Below are 25790 nucleotides of genomic sequence, written 5' to 3'. Positions count from 1 at the left end.
AGCCAGCACTGATCAGTGCTGGCTTTTGATTCAATTTATAATCATAAGCTAATCAGCCAAATGCGTTGATGTGCTTCTGGAAGATCGCATCGTATTTATTAGCGGCCGCCGTCTGTTTGGCTTCCTTGCAGGCTTCAACAATGGTTTGCAGGATGTACAGGTCCGCATCGGGGCTGCCAAAGCGACCATTACCGGATTTGTTGTACAGCAGGTTCTGATCGGCGCGGGTTGCCATCGTATCCGCAATTTCCAGGGCCTTCTTCGTATCACCCACTCCGAAATAGAACCGCACGTAGTTCGACGAGATCTGGTCGTAGGGGATGCTCTTGTCGGGGATTACCCGCAGCGAATAATCCAGTACTTCCTTCGCTCTGACGGGCTTGTCTTCCCGGATGAATTGATCGGCTAACCGGAAGAACGCGATCCGGGCCGAAACCACGGGTGGCCCTTTGTAGGTCTCGTCGTAATACACGTCCGGGTTGTTGAACTCGCGCCAGAACGTCTTCTTCGTCATATTAGTGTACATAATGTCGGAGTTCACGTAACCGTCCGTCGCACCGGGTATCGCCACCGGCATCAGGCGGTAAGCGTACCCCTCCAACTGCATATAGTTCTTCAGGCTCAGGTAGTTCTCACTCGCCAGCGTACTCGAAAAATAGATGGGCCGCTTCCAGTTGTTGGTCGCGATCATGTCGAGCATAATGAGGTCGGGCTTGTAGAGGTCCTTCTTGCCGATGGTCCACTGCAGGGTATCCCTCATCAACGGCTTCAGCCCGGCCGGAACGAAGTTGGCCTTGTCAACGGCGGCCCGGTCGATGGGCAGGAAGAGCACCGACGAGGGTAATACGCTCGTCATGTCGCCGTTGGTAAGCGGCACCTGAATGGCGGGGCTGTTGGTTTTGATTAGGTTAATATACTGTACCAGGTCGATCCCATTCTTAACGCCCGGCACTTCATAAAACGGCACAATGTCGTTTTTGCCTTTGTTGAACTGATCGAATTCCAGCGAAATCGGGAGCGCATCCGACTGGTAGGTCCGGCGCTTCATTTGCTGAATGTACCACTCCGTACCGAGCAGACTCAGGTTACACACCCGCACGTCGGTTCGGAAGCCCTCAACCTCCTGCACGTACCAGAGTGGAAACGTGTCGTTGTCGCCACCGGTGAATAGAATGGCGTTCGGTGCGCAGGAATTGAGCAGGTTCTTGGCAAAATCGACCGACTGGTAGCGGTTATCGCGGTTGTGGTTGTCCCAGCTTTTCGCACCCATCATCACCGGCACGAGCAGGCTCAGACCAATGACCAGTCCGTTGCGCGTCGTATCCGACTTCAGGTACGCCCGCAGCCCTTCGGCAATGGCCATCACACCCAGCCCAAGCCAGATGGCGAAGAAATAAAACGAGCCGACGTAGATGTAATCCCGCTCACGCGGCTCGGCCGGGGGCGAGTTCAGGAAAATTTGCAGGGCTATACCCGTAAACAGGAACAGTAGCCCCACAATCAGGAAGTCACGCCGACGGCGGGAATACTGAAACACGATGCCGAACAGGCCCAGCGCAAACGGCAGCATGTAAAAGTTGTCGCGGGCTTTGTTGGACTTCAGCAGGTCGGGTGCTCCTTCATTCGACGACCACGGCAGGAGATAACCCGCGCCTTCTTCGTCACTCTCGCGGCCCGCAAAGTTCCACATTAGGTAGCGCCACCACATGTGACCCAACTGGTGGCTAAACAAAAACTTTAAGTTGTCGCCCATTGTGGGTTTCTGCCCTTCGGCTAAGCCGAGCATCTGACGGTACAACTGCGGGTGATTTTGCTGACTGCTGTAGACGCGGGGAAACAGCATCTCGTCGCCAGGGGCGTAGATATACTCCGGCTGGTAATCGAAAATAACGTACCGGCTGCCTTCTTTTTTCCACACCGCTGCACCCTGCTTCTGGTCGACGGGGCGGGCCGTGAAGACGGGTCCGTAGAGCAGCGACCGGCTGCCGTACTGCTCCCGGCGCAGGTACGACAGGAAGTTCAGCGCGTCGTCGGGTTTGTTTTCGTTGATGGGTGGGTTAAAATCGGCCCGCACCAGCACCTGCATGTACGATGCGTAACCGATCAGTACAAACGCCAGGGCCAGCATGGCCGTGTTCAGAATAGGCTGCTTCCGCCGGGCCGACCAGATGATGCCGTACGCCACGGCTGCCAGGAAAATGACCGTAAAGAACGTCATGCCCGAATTAAACGGCAGTCCAAGCGTATTGACGAAGAACCGCTCCACGAAGAAAGCCATGCCCGGCAGACCCGGAATAATACCCGAGTTGATGATGCCGAGAATAACCAGTCCAATGCCAAAGGCCGTTGCACCACCCCAGAACGTGGGTTTAGGGTATTTCTTGAAATAATAAATCAGCGCCAGTGCGGGCAGCGTCACCAAGTTCAGCAAGTGAACGCCGATGGACAAGCCCGTCAGATAGGCAATGAAAATGAGCCAGCGGTTGGCGGCTGCCTCGTCCTCGATGCGCTCCCATTTGAACGCGGCCCAGACGACAATGGCCGTGAAGAACGACGACATGCCGTACACTTCGGCTTCAACGGCCGAGAACCAGAACGTATCGGAGAAGGTGTAGGCGAGCGCACCCACGGCTCCCGTGCCAATGACCAGCAGCGTGTCGGCAGTGCTGTAATCACTTTCCGGCCGACCAAGCAGTTTCTGGGCCAGCATGGTGATCGTCCAGAACAGGAACGCAATGGTAAATGCACTCGCCAGCACCGATCCCATATTGACCCAGTAGGCCACGCTGGTCAGGTCGCCGAAGGAAAACATCGAGAAAATTCGCCCCAGCAGTAGGAAAAACGGCGCACCGGGCGGGTGAGGCACCTGAAGTTTAAACGAACAGGCAATGAACTCGCCACAATCCCAGAAACTGGCGGTGCGTTCGACGGTGCTTGCGTAGGTAAACAGCGCAACGGCAAAACCGAACCAGCCCGTGAGGATATTCAGGCGTTTGAATGAGGGCATACGAATTGAGTTTTACAAACGGCTTTTGTGTAAGTAATAGCCCAAAATTACGCAAAAAGAGAGCAACGCCGGGTTCGGAAGGGTTGTTAAAGTTTGTTAAGCTATGAACGAGAGGGCTCTCAGACTGGGACGCGTAGTCCTTATAGGTATCCATACACCTCACCCCGCGCGGCCTTCAGCGTATTCTGCATCAGCGAACAGATCGTCATCAGGCCGACGCCACCGGGCACGGGTGTAATGAAACTCGTTTTAGGAGCCACCTCGTCGAACTTCACGTCGCCCTTGAGTGAGAAGCCGCTTTTCTTGCTGGCGTCCGGCACCCGCTCCAGCCCTACGTCAATAACCACGGCCCCTTCCTTAACCATGTCGGCCGTGATGAACTCCGGTCGGCCGAGAGCCGCGATCAGGATGTCGGCTGAATGGCAGATTTCGGGTAAGTTTTGCGTCCGGCTGTGGGTCAGTGTGACGGTGCAGTTGCCGGGATACGTGTTGCGCTGCATCAGAATCGACATGGGCAGGCCCACAATCTGGCTCCGGCCCACCACGACGCAGTGCTTCCCGGCGGTTTTGATGTCGTAGCGTTTAATCATTTCCAAAACGCCCTGCGGAGTCGCCGACACGTAGGCGGGTAATCCTTTGGCCATCCGGCCGATGTTGATGGGGTGGAAACCGTCTACGTCTTTAGCCGGGTCGATGGTTTCCATCACGCGGTTCGGGTCGATGTGGTCGGGCAGGGGAAGCTGCACGATCAGACCGTCCATGTCGGGGTTGTTGTTGACGGTGCGGACGGCGTCGAGCAGTTCGGCTTCGGTTACGGTCGGCTCGAAGCGAATCAGCGTGGACGCCATCCCGACTTCTTCGCAGTTCTTCATTTTGGAGGCTACGTAGGTTTCCGACGCGCCTTTGGTGCCAACCAGAATGGCAACGAGATGGGGAATCTTGCCGCCCTGTTCGCGAATTTGCGCGACCTCAGCCGCAATTTCGAGTTTAATTTGTGCTGAAAGAATCTTACCGTCAAGGAGTTGCATAATCTTTGGGAATCGCTGTGTGTTCCGTCCATCGCTGGATAAAAAAGCAGTTCGTGCCGGAGGAGTGCAAAGATACACTGCAATGACAGACCGGGCGATGCATCTCTATTCCCGCCATTCTCTTTTCCCGTTGCCTGCCCATCACACCGTCCCAATCGATGCAGCCGCGCAAAACCCATCACGCCACATCGGTTTTTGCCGAATAATAAATTGTACGATACGCTCCGTAAATAGTGTCGGAGTCGGTTTGCGTCAGCGCGGTAACTTCCGACGAATAGCGAAAGCCAACTACAGCCTCCATCAATTGCATAAACGCCCCCGTCATGCCAACATCCATTCGCAGCAATGCCGTACGAACAGTTTTAGAGAATGCAGCCACCCCTCAGCAAAAGAGTGTCGTCGTTGGGGACCGCACCGTTGCGATAACTACCCCCTTTGCCTCTCCACCAGACTGGCGCGACGTATCCATTTACTTCCTGCTCCTCGACCGCTTCAACAACCCCCTTGCTCCGCCCCGTCACCTGCCCTTCGATGGGCAGCACGGGACTTTCCAGGGCGGCACGTTCAACGGCGTTCGCGAGCAGCTTGATTACCTCCGGGAACTCGGCGTTGGCGCCATCTGGCTGTCGCCCGTTACCAAAAACTGCCAGTATGAAGATACAACGTTTCATGGCTACGGCTTTCAGGATTTTTTGCAGGTGGAACCGCGCTTCGCGTCTGATCCACTGGCGGCCAAAGCGAATCCGCAACTGGCCGAAGATGAGTTAAGGGCCCTGATTGATGCTGCCCACGCCCGCAACATCTACATCATATTCAATATAGTGTTAAATCACGCCGGTAATGTGTTTGGGTACGTTGTCAATGGCAACGACAACGCGGCCAGTGCCGCAGGACGCAACGAAGTGTACCCGATTCGCTGGCACGACGAGCAGGGAAACCCCGCCTTCGCTGATTTTGCCAGTGCCCCGGCCCCAATTGCCGATGATGCGGCCGTGTGGCCGGTAGAGCTACAGCGCAACGAACTGTTCCGGCGGAAGGGGAAAGGAGCCGAAGCTGGTGGTGATTTCGAATCATTGAAAGAAGTAGTGACCGATTTCATTGAAACCGATAGCTTAGGCCGGTCGTTTCCGGTGCGCGAAACCCTGATTCTGGCGTATCAATACCTGATTGCCAAGTTCGATATCGATGGCTATCGCATTGACACCCTGAAGTTTATCGAAGCTGATTTTGCCCGGACGTTTGGGAATGCCATGCGCGAATTTGCCCTGAGCATTGGCAAGCGGGACTTTTTCACGTTTGGGGAGGTCTTTGACGAAGAAGAGAAAATTAATGAGTTCATTGGCCGCACGACGAGTCAGGGCGACGAGCCGATTGGGGTGGATGCAGCCCTCGATTTCCCCTTATTTTTCCGGCTTCCGTCCGTTACGAAGGGTCTGTCGGCGCCCGCGTCGATCAAGGATATGTACGTCCGGCGCAAACGAGTGCAGAGCAACATTCTCAGTACGCACGGCGATGCAACCAGTTTCTTCGTGACGTTTTTGGATAACCACGACATGAAGCAACGCTTCTACTTCCGGGATGCTGCTGACCCGCACCGCTTCGACCGGCAGGTGACGCTGGGGATTGCCTGCCTGTTTACGTTGCAGGGCATCCCGTGCCTTTATTATGGAACCGAGCAGGGCCTGCACGGCATTGGAAACAGTGATGCCGCCGTGCGCGAGGCCCTGTGGGGCAAACCTGATGCGTTTGATGCGCAACATCCGTTCTACGAAGCCATTAAGCGGATAAACGAAGTCCGACGGACCCAGCCCGCCCTTCGGTACGGACGCCAGTATTTCCGGCCACTCTCCGGCGATGGCGTGAACTTTGGTATATCGCCCTTCAGTCCGGGTGTGTTGGCTTTTTCGCGGGTGTTGAACGACCAGGAAGTGGTGATAGTCGCCAACACGCAAACCAATGGTGATTTTGCTGGTGAGGTGATTGTTGATGCTCGGCTGAACCCGGATCAGGCCCCTTACACCATTCTGTTCAGTAACCACGACCAACCTCAGCCACCGGGACTGGTTGCCACAAAAACGGGCGGCAGCGTCACCATTAACGAAGCCGATGGCAAACAGACGAATGGCCCGGCGCGGGTGCTGCCCGTGCGGTTGCACCCAATGGAAGTCCAGATTTTACGTCGACGAAAGTCGTAACGTACCGTTTTACCGATCACCCGTACCTGGCCTGCCAATCTTTTTTCAGCTTTTTGTACTCTTCGTCTTCCCGCGCTTCCAGGTATTTGGCGTAGAAAATTCGGGCGGATTCGGCTTTGATGGGGTCTTCATCGCGGGGCAGTTGGTCGCGGCCATGGGCACCCGATTGCCCTTTTTTATCGTCGGGCACGGGGCCGTCGTATTTTTGGCCGCTGGCGTGATTGGCGTACCGCCTGGCTCTGGTGTAGCCCATTTGCAGAAACTTCCGGGCCATGTCCATGCCAATGAAGTCGCCGTTGGCTTTGTAGTTGAGAAAAAGCTGGTAGATTTTCTCGGATGACTCGCGGGCGATGTCCGGCGTTTTGAACCGCCAATGAGGGAGAATCTCTGACTTATACGGCATTGCTGTCAGGACGCCCATTTCCCCGACGCTTACTTTGTATTTCTCAGGGTGTTCCCTAAAATCGATTCCATAGTAATCAGAATTTGGCTTCGTCGTCGCCATATTGACTCAGTATAGTTTTTGCCCAGCTAATTAGATCGCTCACACGTTGTCCACTGGGATGGGATTTGGACCATAACTCTAAATTCTCTGAACGGTTATCTTCTCTATCTCCATTTCTGTGATGCACAAACTCTCTTGTTGTTAATAATCGGCCTATAACCTGCTCCATAACGTATCTGTGTTCTCTGACCCATTTTCCGCGGTTTTTGATGCCTTTCACATATACGAGAACATAGCCAGTTTTATCCACCGTCTGACTGCCAAGGTTTGCTTTTTTACGCTCTACACCACAGGTAGGATCTTTGTATAGTTTGAATTTTTGGTAATGCTTCTCACATAAGCCCAAGGCTTTCTTTTCTTCATAACAACCTGCTACTCTACATTCTTTAGTGGTGAAATCACGCAACGGAATATGAGCTTGTACATTCCCTGTCTGAAGCCACCGTTTATGGTGAGCATCACAATTTCCGTTTGCTTTTGTCTTTCTGCCACATCCCTCAACGTGACATGTGACTTTTGTGATTGCTTTCTTTTTGACTGGAATATGGCTTAAAGGGTCTGCGTGCTTTTTGAATCGCTCGTAATGAGCGTAGCAGAAGCCATGACCTATATGTTTACCAGTGCAGCCCTCAACGGTGCAGTGGGTACGCTTTTCAATAACGTTGATTGGCGTTAGTGATTTGTCTTTTGCGTACTTAAAGCGGTGATAGTGGGTGTTACAATAACCTTTTGCTACAACTTGCCTATCGCAAGCTTCTATTGCACATGTGCCTTTCATCAGGCTAATTAATCGTGTTTACTGATTAAATGCAATTTATACTTAATCGCCTATTTCCCCTTTGCCAACGCGGTAGAGTTCGGGCTGTTCGCGCAGGTTGAGGATGCAGTAGTCAAGGTCGTAATTAAACGCGCGGTCGTTGGCTGGCATCGGTAATCCGTCTGTTGGTTAGGAGCCATACTAACAAACGACTCCCGACGACTGTTTGGCCAGAAGCAAGTCAGCGGGTCAAACGCGGGTCGAACGAATAGGGTAGGTTGTCGGTGGTGCGGACGTCCGAAAAGCGGGAATGGGCCGGGTTGAGCAGGAGGTTGAACTCGCCCGCTACAACCGCTGACGGGACTTTGAGCACTAAAAATTTGTTTTCTGCGACCCACATCTCAGTTATATCTTTGATGGCGGGCGGTGGGGCCAGACCATTCCAGCCATCGGGCAACTGGTCGAGCGGAACGGTCTGCATTGAATCTTCGGGAATGCGTATGGTAACCATTCGGTAATAGTCCGGTACGTACGACAACGGGCTATGAACCAACACCTCCAGCGTGGCTAATGCTCTTGAACTGGCTGTGTACAGCACGGGTGTCCCTATATAATTCCATCGACCACCTCCTATTTTAGAGCCAGTCCCGGTCAGGTCATCAGCCCGGCGGGCGTTAGACAAACGATATACGTCCATCAGGCCAGTACACCGTAGTCGATGCGCACCAATTCATCCTGAACGGCCTGGAATCCAAATCGTGAATCCAAAAGCTCTATTGGTCTTTTACCCCCAAAAATTGGACTTGGATGATTCATCCATCCTTTAAACTTCTCCGAATTGCCAAATACTCCTTCCCCGTGTGTGTATAAAGTTGCTAGTTGCAACGCGTTTGCCGTCACCTCCTGCGGTAATAGTTTATCGCTGGAGTAACGCTGCCACGTTCGGACCGAGATGTGGAGAATGACGAACAAATCGGCCAGCGGAATCGACAGGTGCCGGGCCATGTTGGCCACCGCTTTTTTGGAAAGCCCCGTACGGCTAACCTCAATAAGATCAAACACCGAGCGGAGGGGAGGGGCGTTCTTTTCGCCAAAATAAGTGGCAAGTGCGGCCGTGTTCATACGTGGAAAGCGTTAGTTGTCGTAAATATAACGACAATTGACGCTCATTGATTCTCACCCTAAGCGAGTCAGGTGGTAAACTTTTTCAGGGCCAATCGGCTTGCCTACCAATAAACAGTTCCAACTGCATGACTATCGGACAGCCCAACAATCCCCTCCATGGCAAGACCCTGGAAACCATCCTGCTGCATTTAGTAGACAACTACGGCTGGGATGAACTCGGCGACCGTATTCCCATCAACTGCTTTCGCCATGATCCGAGTATTAAATCGAGCCTGGCGTTTTTACGCAAAACACCCTGGGCAAGGCAAAAAGTAGAGGAACTGTACGTGAATTCAATCGCTATCTAAAAAGATTTGCGAATTTTGTCCTTTCATTCCGAGCCAGTCATCTGTGCTGACCAAACCCAATCGAATTCATGATGAAAACGTCCTTAGGTCTACTACTTAGTTTGTTGCTTAACTCCATCACCTACGGGCAATACGGTCAGTATGGGGGCGGAATGGGTCGGCAGGGTATGGGCAACAGTCAGTATCAGCAGATGCCCAGCACGCCCCCCTCCGCGTTCAGCAACATGCCCGGCGTGCTGGCCGACCGCGAAACCAAATGGCTCAGAGACAGCCTGTCGCTGACGAAAGACCAAACCAAAGCCGTCAAAAAACTCAACAACGAGTTCGCCAAGCAACAGCAGGACGCCATCAAAGACATCGTTGGCACGGGAACCGGGCGTCCGTCGCCGGAAACGATGGAGCAGGTTCGCGAAACAATGCTGATGATTAATGAAGAAAAGGAGGATAATCTTCGGCCACTACTCACCCCGGAACAATGGACGCTGTACCAGGGCAAGCGGGAGAGTATGCGAAAGAGTACTGGCGGTTTTCAACCAAAAGTGGCCACCAAGGCACCGTAGAGAAGTGTACAGATGTATGAGTGCTTTAGTGTTTAGGTGTTTGCCCGTCAGAAACATAAACACTCAAATACCCACACACTTCGCTTATGGGGCCAGCCACGTCAGTTTTCGTTCTGGTTCGTACTGAAACCGCGCCCGCGTTTGCCCACCGCGACTGAGGTGCAGGTAGTCCATCGACAACACGCGGCACTCAATAACGGCGAAGTTTTTGCGCCCGGCTTCACTCTCGGCTTCGGTAGGCAAGCCCTCGCCCAACTCCACCGGAAAACCGGGATACGGGTCGGGTTGCTCGCTGCCGGGTACGCGCTCGGAGAGGTACGTTTTGCGGCCACCCACCCATAAATTTTCCCACTGTTCATCCGCTATGTAATCGTCGGTGTGAAGCCGGGTTTCGGCCGTCAGGCGAAGCTGCACCTGGCTCTTTTCGTCCCAAAAAAGCAGCGTAGCATTCGGAAACGCTTCGAGCTGCATCACCTTACTGGCGCGGGCGTCGGTATGAAACCAGATGTACCGGCGCACCGAATCAACCTGCCGAAGCACCACCGTTCGGGCATCGGCCCCGTCGGCGGTGTTGGTGGCAACCGTCAGGGTCTTGAAGTTTGGTCCGGCACCCCGGTCTGATTCCTGTTCGGGAGCCGAAACGAGCTGTTGCCAGCTATCGCGTTCGAGATTGGACAACGTGTGGAAAATGTCATTGGGTAAAGGGGGTGGGGCTACGGGCTGGTTCATGAACAAATAACGGGGAGATCGGTCTATTGGAAGACGTTTGGCATAACCGGATGCGCCGTTCGTTTGTTTAACTGTTGAACCTGGCAGTCGCTCACTGCCTGAGACTCACTTGCCATGTGCTACCATAAATCACTTGCCGTTGCGGCCCCTGAACTTGAAGCCCGCTACGAGGCCGTTATGCCCGATGCGGCTAATTTCGGGCCTGTTTACCACGCCAATGCATACAATTTTCCGGCCTGGCCCATTGTGACGCGGCAGGAACCGAATAAGCTACAACTGATTAACTGGGGACTGATTCCGCGCTGGGCGAAAACCGCCGATGCTGCGGCCGACATTCGGGCCAAAACCATCAACGCCCGTTCCGAAACCATCTACGAAAAACCCTCATACCGAACGGCCGCCCAAAAAGGGCAGCGCTGCCTGATTCCAGTAACGGGTTTTTACGAATGGCATACGGTTGGCAGCAAAAAATTCCCATTCTACATCAACACCACCGACCAGAAAATTACATCCGTCGCGGGGCTGTGGGACGAGTGGCCTGACCCTGATACCGGCGAACTGATTCCGACGTACACGCTGCTCACCACTGACGCAAATTCATTGCTGGCAGCTATTCATAATACAAAAGAGCGAATGCCCTGCCTGCTGACGGCAGAGGCCGAACGGGCGTGGCTGCGCGATGATTTGAGCGAGGCCGACGCGCTGGCCCTGCTGTCGGCACCTTACCCGGCCAACCGCATGCACAGCTACAGCATCAGCAAACGAATCACGTCGCGAACTGAGCCGAGTGACGTGCCGGACGTGATGGCCCCGGCTACCTACCCGGAACTGAGCAAAAACCCTCAATTGTTCGCCTGAGTACTGCCGCCCATCTGTCCCAGTAGTAAACCGTTTATGTAAAATTCTGGGGAATACCCTACATTAACTAAAGCCACGCCGAAGAAAATTGTCTTTTTCCGTGAACAAACGTATTCGTAGTCTGTTCATAAAAAATAGTATTGCTATTCTGCAACCTGATTATGAAATCAACAATACCTTATCTTTTCGTCGGTTTTTTCCTTCTCAACAGCGTAGCGCAGGCGCAGGTACCATCGCTGCCCGGCGGGGGTGAACCGCGACCGGCCGCAGCCCTGCCCGGCGCATCGACTACCGACATACCACGGGGCAACGCCAAGTTAACGGGCGTTGTGATAGATTCGGCCAGCGGCAAACCCGTCGAATTTGCCTCGGTAGCGCTCGTCAATACGCAAACTAAAAAGCCGATTGACGGAACTGTAGCGGACGATAAGGGCCGGTTTACACTCAATAAGCTGCCGCAGGGCGACTTCCAGCTCCTGATTTCGTTCGTTGGTTACCGCAACAAAACCGTGTCGAGCGTGAAACTCGACCGCCGGGGCGACGTGGCGCTGGGCACTGTTAAACTCGCGCCGGACGTGCGTACGCTCAACGAAGTACAGGTGGTTGGTCAGCAGGCCATGATTGAAGAAAAAGTGGACCGCATCGTCTACAATGCGGATAAAGACCTGACGGCCAAAGGGGGTGACGCTACTGATGTGATGCGTAAGGTGCCGCTGCTGTCGGTTGACCTGGACGGTAACGTGAGTTTGCGCGGCAGCAGTAACGTGCGGGTGCTGATTAACAATAAACCGAGTACCATTGTAGCCAGTAGCGTGGCCGATGCGCTGAAGCAGATTCCGGCCGACATGATTAAAACGGTGGAGGTTATCACCTCGCCCTCGGCCAAGTACGACGCGGAAGGATCGGCGGGTATTATCAACATCATCACCAAAAAAACCACGTTGCAGGGCTTGACGCTGAATGTCGATTCGGGGGTGGGCAACCGGGGCAGCAACCTCGGCCTGAACGGGAACCTGCGGACGGGTAAAATGGGTTTCAGCCTGAGTGGCTTCGGGCGGGCCAACTACAACGTTCGGGGTGCATTTGCCAATACCCAACAGATTTTCGGGGGCAGCGGCACCACCACCACTGAGCAGTCGGCCAGCACCCGCAACCAGGGGGTGTTTGGAAATTATCAGGTAGGCTGGGACTACGACATCTCCAAAACCAGTGCCATTACGGCCAGCCTGCGCTACGGTGCCCGCAACAATACCGTATTTCAGGACAACTTCCTGACCAGAACGAGTGGTATGTATTTTCCCATTTACAACGCCCGCAACGTCAAGACCGACGATTTATCGGGTACGGTGGATGCCAACGTCGATTATGTCCGCACGTTTAAACCCCAGCAGGAACTGACCCTGTCGGGGCAGTACAGCCGCAACGACCGCAACAACGATTTTGTCGCCGACATTCTCAGTTCGGCCGACTTCGCCACCATCATTGCCCGCCAGCAGAACCTGAACGACAGTCAAAACCAGGAGTCGACGATCCAATTAGATTACGAAACGCCGATTGGCAAGAACCAGGAAATTGAGTTTGGCGGGAAAGGTATTTATCGGCAGGCCGAAAGCAGCTTCCGCTACAATTTCGCAACGGGACCCACCGGCGGGTTTCAAACCGACGCCGACCGCCCAGGCAACACACTGAACTACGACCAGACCATTGGGGCCGCTTATGTGTCGTACACGATTACGACCAAAAACAAGTTTACCATCAAGGCCGGTACGCGGTACGAGTTTACCAATATCAACGCCAATTATTCCCGTACGCAGCCCGGTGAGCAGGGTGGAGCCGCCGGTGAGGATCTGGGGATTCCGAGTTACGGCAATCTGGTGCCGAGCCTGAACATTTCGAAGTCGCTGGCCAATGGCCGAACTATGAAACTGGCGTATAACCGCCGGTTGCAGCGGCCCGGCATCCGGTTTCTGAATCCAAACGTCAACGTGGCTAACCCCACCAACATCACGCAGGGAAACCCGTTGCTGGCGCCCGAACTGACCGACAATTTTGAGTTCAGCAACAGTGCGTATGTCAAAAACGTGTACATAAACGCGACCTTGTTCTACCGGCGCACGAACAACGAAATCACGAGCGTTCGCGACACAATTACCGATAGTATAGGCGAGGTGACCAACCCCACGCTGCCCCGGCCCATCCGCACCACCTACCTGAATATTGGTCGGCAACAGGCGTATGGCATCAACCTGTTCGGCAACATAACCTTATTCTCGAAGTGGCAGATTGGCGGGGGCGTCGACGCCTACTACGCCTACCTGACCAACAACGGGGCGCAGGCCATTTACCGGGCCAGCAATGCCGGGTGGGTCGTTAGTGGTCGCTTCAATACGAGTCTGAACATTAAGAACGGCTGGGGTGTGCAGGGATTCGGATTTATTCGGGGCCGCGACGTTCAGTTGCAGGGGTACCAGGGTGGGTTTGCGTTTTATAGTTTCGGCGTCAAGAAAGACCTGAAAGACAAACGCGGCAGCTTCGGTATTGCGGGCGAGAACTTCTTCAATAATCCGTTTACCATTCGCTCCGAATCGTCGTCGCCCATCTTCACCCAGAGCAGCCTGACGAGTCTCTACAACGCCGGGGTACGCGCCAACTTCAGCTATAAATTCGGCAAGCTAAGTTTCGACCAGCCGCAGCGTCGGCGGGGCCGGGGCGGTAATGATGATGTCAAAGACGGTGGCGAGGGCGGTGGTGAAGGCGGTGGCGGTCAGCAACCCGCTCCCGCAGCCCCGGCGGGTGGAGCGCCCGCTGGCAACCGGGGCGGTGGGCGGCCGAGGTAAATAGTCGCAGCAAGGGGTGAGGGCACACGGAAGCAACTTGTGTGCCTTACCCCTTGCCGCGTTTTCGACCTACGCCTTTGCCAATCAACAACTTTAGCTATCGTTCGCTATCATTAATTATGAGATTTATACTGGTTCTGTTGATTGCAACAGTGACGTTTCCTTATTCCGTACGGGGCCAAAATAATCAAACGCAGATTATGCTGGTGGGCTGTGATCATTTGCAGCAAGTTTATAAAAAAGACAATCCTAATACGGACGCGTTCACGCCGGAAAAGCAGAAAGAACTGGCTGATATAGTGACTCGCATTGAGAAATACCGGCCAGATTTAATTGTTGTAGAGCGGCTACCCGAAAATCAGCAAAAACTGGATAGTATTTATACTCTTTTTGTAAATGACAAGCTCAAGCTTAGTGATCTTCGGGATGGTCGGGGAGAAGAGTATCAGCTTGCTTTCGTTTTGGGTAAACGACTCGGCCTGAAGAACATAGTCGGGGTTAACGCACCAGGGGGCACTTCGCAAAGTATTCTCAGCAACGGGCAGAACATTGAGTTGTATAAAGCAGAAGGGCTTCAAGTGCGGAGCATAGCTACTGCTAAATACGAACAGATTCAGAATGGAAGTTTATCATTTAGTGAGTACATCAAGTTTTTGAATCAACCGGAGATGATTCAAAAGATTTACCATCTACGCTATATAACCCCCGCACGCGTGACGAACGGTCGGTTTACTAACCCGGACAAAATGGTAGATACTACATTTATTAATCCTAAGTACATTGGAGCAGAACTCACATCAGTTTTTAAAAACAGGGATTACAAAATTTACTCAAATATTGTTACCACTCAATTAGCGCAACAGGCTAAAAAAATAGTAGTTATCATTGGGTTGGCGCACGTTGGCTCGCTGCAAAGCATTTTTCGGGATGATCCGGCCTATAAACTCGTTGATGCCGCTTCCTATTTAAAGTAACGGTAGAATCTGCTTGTTCCCTGATTCCCGTTTACACCGTTGTGTGGAGCAGGTTGAGATTGGCGAATGTTGAAGCTGCCCAGCGTAGTATCAGTACGGATAAGCTCATAGTATAAAAGTAGCAATGGCCTGCCCACTGACAGGATCAACTAATCAGCCTATTAGCCGTATAATGTATTGATTTGTAGCGAAAAACAGGTAGGTTTACCCCATATCGCTCCTTCATACTTCCTGATTATACGCTATGACTACGCGCAGAACCTTCTTCCGGCAGGCCGCAGCCGCTGGCGCACTAACCTTACCCACGTTTACGCCCGAAACGTACGCTAACCCGTTTCCACTGGCCGATACCGCCCTGAAGTCGCCGACGGAGTGGGCACGGGACGAGGATTTCTGGGCGTGGGTAAAATCAGAATACACGGTGTCGCCCAATCTGCTTAATCTCAACAACGGCGGAGTCTGTCCGCAGCCGAAAGTCGTGCAGGACGCCCACATCCGGTTCTATCAGTATGCCAACGAAGCACCATCCTATTATATGTGGCGCATTCTGGATCAGGGCCGCGAAGCCCTGCGCAGCAAACTGGCGGACCTGGCGGGTTGCTCGTCGGAAGAAATCGCCATCAACCGTAATGCCACTGAAGGACTGAACACGGTCATCTTTGGACTAAATCTGAAAGCGGGTGATGAGGTCGTGCTGACCAAGCAGGATTACCCGAATATGCTCAACGCCTGGAAGCAGCGCGAAAAGCGCGACGGCGTCAAATTGGTTTATCTGAACCTGGAGTTGCCCACCGAGGACGACGACGCCATTGTGGCGCAGTACGTGAAGGCGTTCACGGCCAAAACGAAGGTGGTTCATGTTACGCACTTAGTCAACTGGGTGGGGCAGGTGCTGCCGGTCCGTAAAATTGCCGACGAAGCCCACAAGCGCGGCATCGAAGTGATTGCCGACGGTGCGCATTCGTTCGCGCTGTTCGACTTTAAAATTCCTGATCTCGGCGCTGATTATTACGCCACCAGCCTGCACAAGTGGCTGTGTGCACCTTTCGGCAGCGGAATGCTGTACATCCGGCAACCCAAAATTCGCAACGTATGGGCCTTGCTATCGAACAACGAACCCGACGGTCCCGATATTCGTAAATTCGAGAGTTTGGGAACGCGGTCGTTTGCCTCGGAAATGGCCATTGGCACGGCGGTTGATTTTCACAACAGCATTGGCACGGCCCGCAAATTTGCCCGGGCGCACTACCTCAAAAACTACTGGGCCGAGCGCGTTCGTGATTTGCCGGGGGTGAGAATTCATACGTCGCTTAAACCCGAATACGCCGGAGCCGTCGCCCTGTTCTCCATCGACGGTATGAAACCCGCCGAGATCGATGGCCAACTGTATAATCAGCACAAGATTCACACCGTCGCCATTGATTGGGAGAACATTCACGGCATCCGGGTAACGCCCCACATCTACCATTCGCCCAAGGACCTCGACCGGCTCGTGACGGCCATCACGGCAATGGCCGAGAAACAAACGGTAGCCGGTAAGCAGAAGAAGAGCTGATATGGATCAGGTGAACTGGGGTATTATTGGTTGCGGGGACGTGACCGAAGTGAAAAGTGGCCCGGCTTTTTCGAAAGTGACCCATTCCCGTTTGGTGGCGGTTATGCGCAGGGATGCCACGAAAGCCGCCGATTATGCCCAACGACATAATGTACCCACGTGGTACGATGATGCCGATGCACTGATTAACGATCCGGCCGTGAACGCGGTCTACGTGGCTACCCCACCCGATATGCACGCGGACTATGCCATTCGGGCAATGCGGGCCGGGAAACCCGTGTACGTGGAAAAGCCAATGGCGTTGAATGCGGCCGAATGCGCGGCCATGAATCAGGTGAGCCGGGAAACTGGGGTGCCGCTTTTTGTGGCGTTTTACCGCCGGGCGCTCCCATATTTTGTAAAGGTAAAAGAGCTGATCGACCAGCACGTAATCGGCGATATCCGGCATGTTCGAGTTGAACTGAACTGGCAACCTGATGACCGGGAGGTTGGTGCACAACCGAACTGGCGGGTGTCGCCCGCAATTTCGGGGGGCGGGCTTTTCCACGATTACGCAGCGCACCAGTTCGATTTTCTGGAATACGCCCTCGGACCAATAAAAAACGCTACCGGCATCGCCCGGAATCAGGCTGGCTTGTATGCCGCCGACGACATTGTTGTGGCCACGTTTGAATTCGAGTCGGGCGTGCTGGGAACCGGGAGTTGGTGCTACACGGCAAATAGGGGGCAGCGCGTTGAGCAAACGCAGCTCATTGGTTCAAGGGGGAAGATTACGTTTTCTTTCTTTGAGAAATTCATCATCCGGGTAGAAACCGAAACGGGTTCGGATGAGTACACAATTCCGTTCCCGGAACACGTGCAGCAGCCATTGATCGAGCTAATTGTGGCTGAATTACGCGGTGGACCAAAAAGCCCCAGTACGGGTGAAACCGGGGCGCGGTCCAGCGCCATCCTTGACCTGATAACCGCGCGGTAAACATCCTCATTCGAGTAGAAAGGCTTTCCGGTAGTTACAGAAACTACCGGATAATAAATACGCTCCCCAATGAATTGCACATTATCCGGGAAGAGCGACTTTTACCGATAATTCACTCACTTACAAATCGTTAAAATGCCGCTTCTCCACGCATTCATCAAAAATATGAGAAATCTGCGTCGTACTTATCTGCTGTATGCGGCTATTTTGATCTCGTTAGTCGTTGGCATGGCTACGGCGCAACCCAGTCCGAAGAAAATGAAAATACTCGTCCACGTCACCCACGGTCCGGCCGACGCCACTCGGGCAGCCCTGGCTTTTTTGGTCGCCAAAACCGCCCTCGACGAAGGGCATACCGTTTCGCTCTTTCTGGCGGGCGACGCGGCCGTGCTCCTGCGCGATGCCGAGTTGAACGCTGTAACCGGACTTGGCACGGGCAAACTGCGCGAACACTACGACGCTATTGTGAAAGCAGGTGGTAAGTTTTATGTGTCAGGCATGTCGGCCAAAGCGCGAAACGTGACCGACGCCGATATCGCTGGAAAACCCGCCGAGTTTGCCCTGCCAACCGTATTGGTCCGACTATCTATCGACAGTGACCGGATGTTTACGTACTGATTTGCCTTGTTAAACCACCCTTAGCATGAAACCGCATTCACGACGTTCGTTTCTGAAACAAGGCACTGTTGCCTGTGCTCTTTCCCCATTTCTGGTAACAGCACTACCTACCCTCTCTCAGGACGATGAATTCACTCCCAAAGAGGTTCAACTGTTGCAGGATATGGCCGCTTGGGAGTATAAGTCGCTTTGGGGGAATCTGAAAGGAATTACGGAAAAGGAAGCTGACTGGAAGCCCAATCCTGAGTCAAATCCTGTTCGCTGGGTACTTGGGCATATCTGCTGGTATGAGGAGTGGATGGCCGATGCCATCGAAAACAAAGGCCGCTACCTGACCGATAAAAATCCCATGTCGGTTCAGGAACCTACCATTGAAGCCATGAAAGCGCGTTTCGATGCGGCTCGTACCCGGTCAATAAGCGTTATTAACGGCTTAACGCCCGATATGTTAGCGAAGAAGGTCATCTTCGTGGGTCGGGTAGAGACCCCTATCTACAATTTGCTTAAAACCCAGACGACCCATATGTCCGGGCACCGGTATCAGATCCGCTACATTCGCGGAACGTACAGCCGGGTTTATCACATCACCAGCAAAGCCGATTTCGACCCGTGGTGAGCTTTACCAGACTTATATGCCTGTTATTGGCTATTCTATTTCCTGTTACCAGTAGCCTGGGTCAGGCCAAGCCTTATACGGCTTCTTTTGTGGGGAAATTAGGCCCTGATACGGGCTTTGTAGAGACCTACACTATGGTAAATAATCACCTCTACGGCAAGGTTTTGTTTCGCATGTTCGACCCCTACATTGGAGAATTTACCATCCATTTTTACCCGAATGGAACCATAAGGGAATTTAGCATGGCTGCTATGGATCCAGTAAACAGTTCTATTCCTCTCCAGCCTATTGTTGGCTGGCGGTTTCCATTCTGTCGAACAATGAGTTGCTCAGCCGATACGTGTACGTTCTATATTTCCAGTAAAGATAATTCAACTGAAATTGTCCGAAAGCAGGCCGTGGCCGGTATGGATTTCTATGGTGGTACGAATCCATTATTTTCACTCGTCGAATGGAACTGTATACGATTGGCTAAGTCGGGTAAACAAATGCTCGGGCCGTTGAACATGACGAATAGTGGAACGGCAAGCAAAATCAGTGTTCGTTACACCGGCGAAGACACTATGGTTTTTGGCGGACCATTTATCGAATACACGAAGGTACAGGCTACTGCCGAAGGCCGTGTAATCAGTACGGATGGTATCGGAACCCCTTATAACTTTTTGGTAACCAAACACCCGCCGATTGATATTGACCAGCTTGCTAAACGGATGGCGAAGTCGCCTGCTATTGGCTTTCCATCTCCCCGAGATACCCTGCAGGCAACCATTCAGAAAAACCGGGTGAAAGTTGACTACGGTAGACCCTATAGGCGCGGCAGAAAAATATTTGGCGGTGTAGTACCTTATGATTCACTATGGCGAACAGGAGCCAATAATGCCACCATTTTAACGCTCCCGTACGACATTCAGATCGGAAAATCTATTATCCCAAAGGGTCAATACAGTCTTTATACAATTCCCCGACCCACCAATTGGCTCCTGATCTTTAATACCGACACAACGACATGGCCTACTGATCCGGATAGACGTAAAGATTTTGCCCAGGTTGCTCTCCAGGTGAAAAGACTGGACACGCCTAAAGATCAGTTTACAATTGACATTCAGGAGACAAAAACAGGCGGAGTGCTAAAATTTCAATGGGATGATGTCGAAGCGTTCACAGATTTTAAAGAAATAAAAAAGTAGCCTTCTATCAATCAATTACGTTAAACTCCAGGAACCATGAAAACCCTTAACTGCCGCGACGCCGGTTTCGACTGCGACGCTCAAATTAAAGCCAGTACGGACGAAGAAGTACTGGCGCAGGTTGCCGACCACGCCAGTAGTGTCCATGGCGTCACGGTGACGCCCGAACTGGCTGAGAGCCTGAAACCGCTGATTCACGAAAGTGTGAACTAACGGGTCTTTCACGTCTGACAACCGGGATGTTCGATCCAGTTGAGCGGTTGCCAATCGACTCGTTACTTAGCGTCCCGCTACAAGCAGGGCGCTTTTCTTTTGACCGCTACTCCAATGGATCCCAGCCAGCCAACTGCGCCCCACACTACCAACGGCAGGCCAAACATGATCGACAGCAAGCCAATAATGAAGCCCCAGAATACCGCTGTTTGCCAGCGATCCGGCGACACATCGCGCCCGTAGGCCAGTCCGTGCAATAGCAGCAGCCAGCCCCAGCCGGTCAGCCAGAGGCTGCCGACGTAAGCGAATTGAATTTCTGATGGACAGTTGCGCAGCAGGATGAGTAATTCGGGAAGCCAGATCAGGCCGTAGATCAGCGCGTACCGGCCGAAGCGTTGCCCAACGGACAGCGGCAGGTTGGGTAATAGCAGCAAGTAACGCTGCTCGAACGCACTGAACTGCCGCCCCACCTGCGAATGCGTAATGACGGCCAGCATCAGGCCAATCAACAAGAGCCGCTGGTCGTAGTCGTCGGTGGGGTAGAGCCGACAAACGCCCACCAGCAGCCCACCCGATAGTAGTTTTGTCAGCAGCAGCGACAGCGGTTCGTGGCGGAGCCAGTACGTTGGAAAAAACAGCGGATAAGGCAGGCGGAAGCGTAGGCGAGGGAGTCGAATGGCGTCCGGGGCGTGGTGCCGCAGCCGGTAGTCAGCCGCCTGCACACCCGCTATAATCAGGCCCAACACTGCCAGCACAATTACTACGAGCGGTCCCCACGTTTGGTAATGAACGGCCCGCGCACCCATCCAGCCCGCGTACAAAATCACGGGTGATAGTAACTGGATGAACAGAATCCCCCAGAGCATGCGCCGGAGTTGCGTCGGTATGAGCCGGAATGTTTGCAGAAACAGGTTTTCCGGCGCGGCCAGCTGCCCCCGAACAAACCCAACCGTCCTCACTGCATACAGCACCCATACTAACCCGAACAGCCCCAGCAAAAATGGCGAGCCAAGTGCGGCCGTAATCAGCGCTTCGTGGTCCATTGGCCGCATGAACCCAAACGCGAAGTAAAACCCAACCGCAAACGTACCGGCGTTGCGGACGAAAAACGGCAGGACCAGCAGACGATATAGCGTAGTCAGCATAGCCGCGTCAGGGTAGAGGCTTGATAAGGCCGTCGCTCACTTGATAAATGCCGGTCAGGGTGAGACCGGGCCGCGAATGGCCTGTGAGGCTAACGTCCTGGTGCGAAGTAAGCCAGAACGACACGTCCTGCTCGGTACGGAGCTGCCGCACCAGGTCAAATAGTCGGTCGGCCGTCGCTACGTCCAGCGTCGTTAGCGGTTCATCAAACAGCACCAGGCAGGGCGTTCCCAGCAGGGCCAGCAGCAGCGACAACTTCTTAAGCATCCCGCTCGAAAACTGACCCGTCGGCTGCGTCCAGAACGCGGTTACGCCGAGCGTTTCCGCCAGCGCATCGACCTGACCCGCTGGTGCCTGCTTGGCCCGACCCACGAACCCGGCGAGGTCGCGGGCGGTTAGAAAATTGGGGTAGAGTGGTTCCGCTTCGGCGTAGTTGACCCGCATCCGGTAGGCCACCGGGTCACGGTTGATTTCATACTGACCATCGAGCGTAATCTGCCCGCTAAATGGCAACAGCCCCGCCACCGTACGAAAAAACGTGGTCTTGCCCGACCCATTGCCCCCCCGGAAGTAATGAATACCGGGGGGTAGCTGCAGCGACGGCACGGTCAGTACGGTGTGGCCGTTGTAAGCCTTTGTGAGATTGGCGACGGTGAGCAAGGGAATTACAGTTTTTTTGGCTGGCTGGTAAATCCAGATCGGATCAAAAGAATTGTGATGAGCCAGAAGAAGGCGGGTACTATGACAAGCCAATAATCAGGCCCGTAGTTGATTGACATAAAATCATTGACGGACTCGTTGTAGTAAGCCTTCAGCGTGTCGTTGGGCTTTACCGTCTCAAAGTCAGCCTCGCTGATGGGAATCGCGCGTTCCTGCGCCTGATATTGTATCGTAGCTTCGTAGCGATACCAGTGCGTTCTGCGGGAGCCCCTTCCTCGCCCAACTGACCACCGGTTGGTATCCATAACCCGAACGGCTACCTCCCGACCGTCTATTTTCAGGCGCTGGTAATACTGATAATAATGGTAGGTGTCATACGTGAAGAAAGCGGCCCCGACCGCGACGGCAGCAACGAGCATAAGCCGGGCTATGTCCTGAAGGAATGGTATGGGAACAATGGTTACGATGACCCCGGAAATAAGGAAAAAAGAAGCCGCAGAAAGAATCAGACAAAGCAACAACAGCCGATTTTCGTCCGTAAACGACCGGATGGTCGTCCACCCGATCAGGCGGGATTTGCGGATGGACTGATCAAACCGAACGTCGTTGCGGGGTTGCCGTAACGCGTTGTATGCCGGGTGATACAACAACTGAATGCGGTCGCCGTCGCTGACGTAGGTGCTGTCCGTCACGAACCGGCTTGTGTAGGCCTTTCCCTTATATCGAAAAGTCAGGTAGGCGCTGTTACCCAATATATCCCGCCACGTTCGTTGGTCGTGCTCGGCCCGGTCAACCGTCACCGAAAGAAGCTGCCCTTCCTTCGCAAACTCACCCTGCAGCCGCGCATCCTGATAAAGCCCCCAAAACGCCCAGGTCGTAACCCCGAGAATGGCTGCTACGATCAGCGACATAACAAAGGAATACACGCGGCCTAACCTCGTGAATAACTTCTGGATCATGAGGTCTGGTTGATGTTTGGTGAGGTTAGCGGAAAATCTACCACTTCATACTTACCCGCACACCGCCCACAAAATTCCGGGTTGGGGCCGCGTTGTAATAGCGGTTGGCGATGGCGTTCAGGTCGTAACCTAACGAGTACGTCCGGTTCAGCAGATTGTCGCCACTGAGGTAGCCGTCGAGGGTCCAGTGCTGTCCCAGCGTCCGGCGGAAACCGAGCGTTGCCTGCAACAACTGGATGGGGGAGGACTGGACGGTGTTGGCGTCGTTGAGCGGAAACGGGTTCAGAAACTGGTACGTCCCGTGAGCGTATAAGCCCGGTCGAGTCTCGGCATCTATCCCCGTAACGAACGTAGTTGGCGCTACGCCCGGCAGGCGGTTGTTGGAGAGGTCGGCGGTGCCCTGCTGGTAGTCGCGGAACCGGTAATCTGTCAGGGTCAGGCTGTTCCACGAACGGAGCAGTGAGAAAAAGCCCACATTGCCGGATGACGGGGCAATGAAATCATAAGACAGTTGCGCTTCCAATCCGCGCTGGTCGGTGCGGCCCGCGTTCACGAAGAACTCCGCCCCGGCTGCGTCGGACCGCCGAACGATGGTTTCGCGCAGTTCAAACTCATACACCGTTACGTCGAATCGCAGCTTGCTTTGCAGCGCTGATCCGCGCAGCCCGGCTTCGTAGCTCGTGCCGCGTTCGGAGTTGAGCGTGCTGTTGAAGCCGCCCGCCGAAGGCCGCACCTCCTGACTCGACGGGGCCGAGTAGCCCGTACTGATACTGACAAACCCCGATACATTCTGACCAAAAGTGCGTTGGAGCGCCACACGCGGTAACCAGACCGGCGTAAGATTGCGGGCTATGACCTGGGCGGGCAGCGCGTTGAGTGCCCGCGTCGGGAACCGCTGGAAGTCGTAACGAACGTCGTTGCGGCTCAGACCCGCCGTCAGCCGGAAACGGGCAGGCAACTCGGTTTCGGCCTGGGCAAACAGCGTCGACTGCCGGGCGGTCAGTTCTTCGTCGGTCTGAATAGTGTCGGCAATGCCGCGCCGGTTGCCGAAATTGCGGTCGACGGTGAACGTGCGGAGCAGTTCCGCCCCAACCGTAAACGTCGTCGGCAGCGGGCCGTTGGTTAATCTGATTTGCGTGACGGTCCGGCCACCGATGCCCTGATCGGCGCGTTTTTCGTAGTTGGTGATGAACGGGTTTGCAAAATCGGTAGTCGAGCCGTAGATGACCGTCGTATTTTGAATCCGGTCGCTCCAGCGATATTCGTGCGAGAGACCGAGGTAGCCAACTTTCTGGTATATACCGGCTTGTTGCTCGGCGCTGCCGGGCAGGGTTCGGGTGGCGGGGCGCGATGCCCTCGGATTGGCCCGGAACTGCGCGTCGGTCAGGCCACCGGGCGTCTGGTAATGCAGATCGGAATACAGGCCCAGCACCGAGATAGTCCGCTTGTCGCTCACGGCGAAGGACCCAATCAGGCTGACGTTATCGCGCACCAACGCGCTGTGATCGCGGTACCCGTCCGATTGTAAGTGATTGTAGCTAAGCGAGATGGCCGAATTATTCTTACCCGTTTGCACCGACACGCCGTTGCCATACAGTCCGTAGCTGCCGCCCAGCCCGGAGACTTCAACGTTCGTCTGATTTGCCGGAACGGCCAGCCCGCTGAACAGAATCGTGCCACCTGTTCCGGCCCCGTACAAACTACCCGACGGTCCTTTGATAACTTCGATCCGACCCAAAGCCCGCACGTCGAGCGCGTTGAGGGGCGTGTTGCCGCCCGCGTCGGTGAGGGGCAGCTCGTTCCAGTAGGCCTTTACGTTGCGCACCCCGAACGGCGACCGGATGGCACTGCCCCGGATGGCCAGCCGGTAACTCCCCGGCGACCGTTCGTCGGCCCGCACACCCGGCAGCGTGTTGAGCGCGGGAACGAGGGTGGGCGTGCCAAACCGCTGATTCAGGTCCCGGCGCGTAAGCAGCCCAATGGAAGCCGGAGTTTCGAGCAGCCGCCGGTTGGTGGCGTAGCCCCGCACGACAACTTCATTAAGCTGGAGCGTATCGTCGAGCGAGGACGACGCGGGCGACGACGTGGACTGGGCGAGGGCACCCGTCAACGGGACAAAGCAAAGAATAACCGCAATTCGGGCAGACACAGGTAGCATCGGGCAAAGTTAGGTCCGTTTGACCCGAAACAAGTATACAGGCGGTCTGGTTTGCTGGGTGTGTACCGGCCTGGCCGGGAATGGCACTTTATCCAGCCGCCACCTATGACCAACGCAAGTGACGATTTACACGGTAATGCGCCCGATTCCGCGCCGGTTGCCCTGCTAATTATTGACATGATTAATGATTTGGAATTTCCGGAAGGCCCGGATTTTCTGGAACCCACGCTCAGGGCAGCCGACTGCATTGCCGACCTTAAACAACGGGCCAAAGCCGAAGGAATTCCGGTTATTTATGCCAACGACAATTTCGGGCGCTGGCGGTCCGATTTCAACGAAGTTCTCGCACACTGCCTGAACGACGGCGTACGGGGTCAGCCTTTAGCCGAACGCCTGCATCCCGACCCCGACGATTACTCGGTGCTGAAACCCAAAAACTCGGCTTTTTACGCCACCACACTCGACACGCTGCTGGTGTATCTGAACGTCAAAACGTTAATTCTGACCGGCATCAGCGCCGATGCCTGCGTGTTATTCACCGCCAACGACGCGTACGTCCGCGACTATGAACTTTACGTTCCATCCGACTGCGTGGTAGCGGCATTGCCCACGTATACCCACGATGCGCTGGCGTACATGAAACGCGTACTCAAAGCCGACACGACGCCTGCCGCCGACCTCGATTTAGCGCAGTTGAAGGCGGATAGCTGACCCGTCTGTTTCTGGGAGATGCTACATTCATCGCTCAGCAGCAAGGTAATTCTAACAAGGTGACTGTCTGTT

25 protein-coding genes and 1 pseudogene are annotated in these 25790 nt (G+C 54.2%); 13 read left to right on the top strand and 13 right to left on the bottom strand.

What is annotated here, in order from left to right:
* Nucleotides 1–52: 52 nt before the first annotated feature.
* From ACYVHB_RS04290 to ACYVHB_RS04280, 3 genes are all read right to left on the bottom strand, one after another.
* Nucleotides 53–3007: a glycosyltransferase family 117 protein gene (locus ACYVHB_RS04290; protein WP_461049911.1), complete on the bottom strand. Its 2955-nt coding sequence runs from the start codon at nt 3005–3007 to the stop codon at nt 53–55.
* A gap of 140 nt (nt 3008–3147) precedes the next feature.
* Entirely contained in the window at nt 3148–4035 is an 888-nt protein-coding gene (locus ACYVHB_RS04285; protein ID WP_461049909.1) for a bifunctional 5,10-methylenetetrahydrofolate dehydrogenase/5,10-methenyltetrahydrofolate cyclohydrolase, read from the bottom strand.
* A gap of 178 nt (nt 4036–4213) precedes the next feature.
* Nucleotides 4214–4372: a hypothetical protein gene (locus ACYVHB_RS04280; RefSeq protein ID WP_461049908.1), complete on the bottom strand. Its 159-nt coding sequence runs from the start codon at nt 4370–4372 to the stop codon at nt 4214–4216.
* On the opposite strand from ACYVHB_RS04280, the gene ACYVHB_RS04275 reads away from it, so the two are divergent.
* Nucleotides 4359–6230, top strand: a complete 1872-nt coding sequence (locus ACYVHB_RS04275; RefSeq protein ID WP_461049906.1) for an alpha-amylase family glycosyl hydrolase — start codon at nt 4359–4361, stop codon at nt 6228–6230. The genes ACYVHB_RS04280 and ACYVHB_RS04275 overlap by 14 nt on opposite strands.
* 16 nt (nt 6231–6246) lie before the next feature.
* On the opposite strand, the gene ACYVHB_RS04270 is transcribed toward ACYVHB_RS04275, so the two are convergent.
* The 5 genes and pseudogenes from ACYVHB_RS04270 to parS form a co-directional block, all read right to left on the bottom strand.
* Nucleotides 6247–6735 carry a DUF4385 domain-containing protein gene (locus ACYVHB_RS04270; RefSeq protein ID WP_461049904.1) on the bottom strand — a complete coding sequence of 163 codons (489 nt, stop codon included), beginning with the start codon at nt 6733–6735 and terminating at the stop codon, nt 6247–6249.
* Complete coding sequence (locus ACYVHB_RS04265) at nt 6710–7513, bottom strand: HNH endonuclease (protein WP_461049903.1); 804 nt, start codon at nt 7511–7513, stop codon at nt 6710–6712. The genes ACYVHB_RS04270 and ACYVHB_RS04265 overlap by 26 nt, the downstream gene beginning before the upstream one ends.
* 48 nt (nt 7514–7561) lie before the next feature.
* Nucleotides 7562–7663: pseudogene (locus ACYVHB_RS04260) on the bottom strand (DUF4385 domain-containing protein); the annotation flags it as partial.
* Between the two features lie 70 nt (nt 7664–7733).
* Nucleotides 7734–8189, bottom strand: coding sequence for an RES family NAD+ phosphorylase (locus tag ACYVHB_RS04255; protein ID WP_461049901.1), 456 nt, complete (start codon nt 8187–8189; stop codon nt 7734–7736).
* Complete coding sequence (gene parS, locus ACYVHB_RS04250; protein WP_461049899.1) at nt 8189–8614, bottom strand: type II RES/Xre toxin-antitoxin system antitoxin; 426 nt, start codon at nt 8612–8614, stop codon at nt 8189–8191. Before parS ends, ACYVHB_RS04255 begins: the two co-directional genes overlap by 1 nt.
* A gap of 128 nt (nt 8615–8742) precedes the next feature.
* On the opposite strand from parS, the gene ACYVHB_RS04245 reads away from it, so the two are divergent.
* Both ACYVHB_RS04245 and ACYVHB_RS04240 read left to right on the top strand, forming a co-directional pair.
* Entirely contained in the window at nt 8743–8964 is a 222-nt protein-coding gene (locus tag ACYVHB_RS04245; RefSeq protein ID WP_461049898.1) for a VF530 family protein, read from the top strand.
* A 68-nt stretch (nt 8965–9032) separates the two neighbouring features.
* Nucleotides 9033–9524, top strand: a complete 492-nt coding sequence (locus ACYVHB_RS04240) for a hypothetical protein (protein WP_461049896.1) — start codon at nt 9033–9035, stop codon at nt 9522–9524.
* An 84-nt stretch (nt 9525–9608) separates the two neighbouring features.
* Here the strand turns inward: ACYVHB_RS04240 and ACYVHB_RS04235 are convergent, their stop codons facing one another.
* Nucleotides 9609–10253: a pyridoxamine 5'-phosphate oxidase family protein gene (locus ACYVHB_RS04235; protein ID WP_461049894.1), complete on the bottom strand. Its 645-nt coding sequence runs from the start codon at nt 10251–10253 to the stop codon at nt 9609–9611.
* A gap of 114 nt (nt 10254–10367) precedes the next feature.
* Between ACYVHB_RS04235 and ACYVHB_RS04230 the strand changes: the two genes are divergently transcribed.
* From ACYVHB_RS04230 to ACYVHB_RS04190, 9 genes are all read left to right on the top strand, one after another.
* Nucleotides 10368–11111, top strand: a complete 744-nt coding sequence (locus ACYVHB_RS04230) for an SOS response-associated peptidase (RefSeq protein ID WP_461049892.1) — start codon at nt 10368–10370, stop codon at nt 11109–11111.
* A gap of 161 nt (nt 11112–11272) precedes the next feature.
* Complete coding sequence (locus ACYVHB_RS04225) at nt 11273–13948, top strand: TonB-dependent receptor (RefSeq protein ID WP_461049891.1); 2676 nt, start codon at nt 11273–11275, stop codon at nt 13946–13948.
* A 119-nt stretch (nt 13949–14067) separates the two neighbouring features.
* Nucleotides 14068–14922: a DUF5694 domain-containing protein gene (locus ACYVHB_RS04220; RefSeq protein WP_461049889.1), complete on the top strand. Its 855-nt coding sequence runs from the start codon at nt 14068–14070 to the stop codon at nt 14920–14922.
* Between the two features lie 244 nt (nt 14923–15166).
* A complete protein-coding gene (locus ACYVHB_RS04215) occupies nt 15167–16477 on the top strand; it encodes an aminotransferase class V-fold PLP-dependent enzyme (RefSeq protein WP_461049887.1) in 1311 nt (436 codons plus the stop codon).
* A 1-nt stretch (nt 16478) separates the two neighbouring features.
* Nucleotides 16479–17453 carry a Gfo/Idh/MocA family protein gene (locus ACYVHB_RS04210; RefSeq protein ID WP_461049885.1) on the top strand — a complete coding sequence of 325 codons (975 nt, stop codon included), beginning with the start codon at nt 16479–16481 and terminating at the stop codon, nt 17451–17453.
* Nucleotides 17454–17618: 165 nt separating this feature from the next.
* The gene (locus tag ACYVHB_RS04205; RefSeq protein ID WP_461049884.1) at nt 17619–18071 is read left to right on the top strand and encodes a DsrE family protein; all 453 of its coding nucleotides are present in this window, start codon (nt 17619–17621) and stop codon (nt 18069–18071) included.
* A 25-nt stretch (nt 18072–18096) separates the two neighbouring features.
* Nucleotides 18097–18687, top strand: a complete 591-nt coding sequence (locus ACYVHB_RS04200; protein WP_461049882.1) for a DinB family protein — start codon at nt 18097–18099, stop codon at nt 18685–18687.
* Between the two features lie 26 nt (nt 18688–18713).
* Nucleotides 18714–19874 carry a DUF2911 domain-containing protein gene (locus ACYVHB_RS04195; protein ID WP_461049880.1) on the top strand — a complete coding sequence of 387 codons (1161 nt, stop codon included), beginning with the start codon at nt 18714–18716 and terminating at the stop codon, nt 19872–19874.
* A gap of 36 nt (nt 19875–19910) precedes the next feature.
* Nucleotides 19911–20087 carry a DUF1059 domain-containing protein gene (locus ACYVHB_RS04190; RefSeq protein WP_461049878.1) on the top strand — a complete coding sequence of 59 codons (177 nt, stop codon included), beginning with the start codon at nt 19911–19913 and terminating at the stop codon, nt 20085–20087.
* Between the two features lie 77 nt (nt 20088–20164).
* Here the strand turns inward: ACYVHB_RS04190 and ACYVHB_RS04185 are convergent, their stop codons facing one another.
* The 4 genes from ACYVHB_RS04185 to ACYVHB_RS04170 are packed head-to-tail and all read right to left on the bottom strand — an operon-like array spanning nt 20165 to nt 25007.
* Complete coding sequence (locus tag ACYVHB_RS04185; protein WP_461049876.1) at nt 20165–21232, bottom strand: hypothetical protein; 1068 nt, start codon at nt 21230–21232, stop codon at nt 20165–20167.
* 7 nt (nt 21233–21239) lie between these two features.
* Nucleotides 21240–21890 (bottom strand): ABC transporter ATP-binding protein, encoded by a 651-nt coding sequence (locus ACYVHB_RS04180; protein WP_461049875.1) that lies wholly within the window; start codon nt 21888–21890, stop codon nt 21240–21242.
* Between the two features lie 5 nt (nt 21891–21895).
* Nucleotides 21896–22849: a hypothetical protein gene (locus tag ACYVHB_RS04175; protein WP_461049873.1), complete on the bottom strand. Its 954-nt coding sequence runs from the start codon at nt 22847–22849 to the stop codon at nt 21896–21898.
* A 37-nt stretch (nt 22850–22886) separates the two neighbouring features.
* The gene (locus ACYVHB_RS04170) at nt 22887–25007 is read right to left on the bottom strand and encodes a TonB-dependent receptor (protein ID WP_461049871.1); all 2121 of its coding nucleotides are present in this window, start codon (nt 25005–25007) and stop codon (nt 22887–22889) included.
* Nucleotides 25008–25112: 105 nt separating this feature from the next.
* Here ACYVHB_RS04170 and ACYVHB_RS04165 point away from each other — a divergent pair, with 105 nt between their 5' ends.
* Nucleotides 25113–25718 carry a cysteine hydrolase family protein gene (locus ACYVHB_RS04165; RefSeq protein WP_461049869.1) on the top strand — a complete coding sequence of 202 codons (606 nt, stop codon included), beginning with the start codon at nt 25113–25115 and terminating at the stop codon, nt 25716–25718.
* Nucleotides 25719–25790: the final 72 nt, after the last annotated feature.

This window comes from Spirosoma arcticum (assembly GCF_054779955.1).
This window is presented reverse-complemented; position numbering and strand designations above follow the sequence as displayed.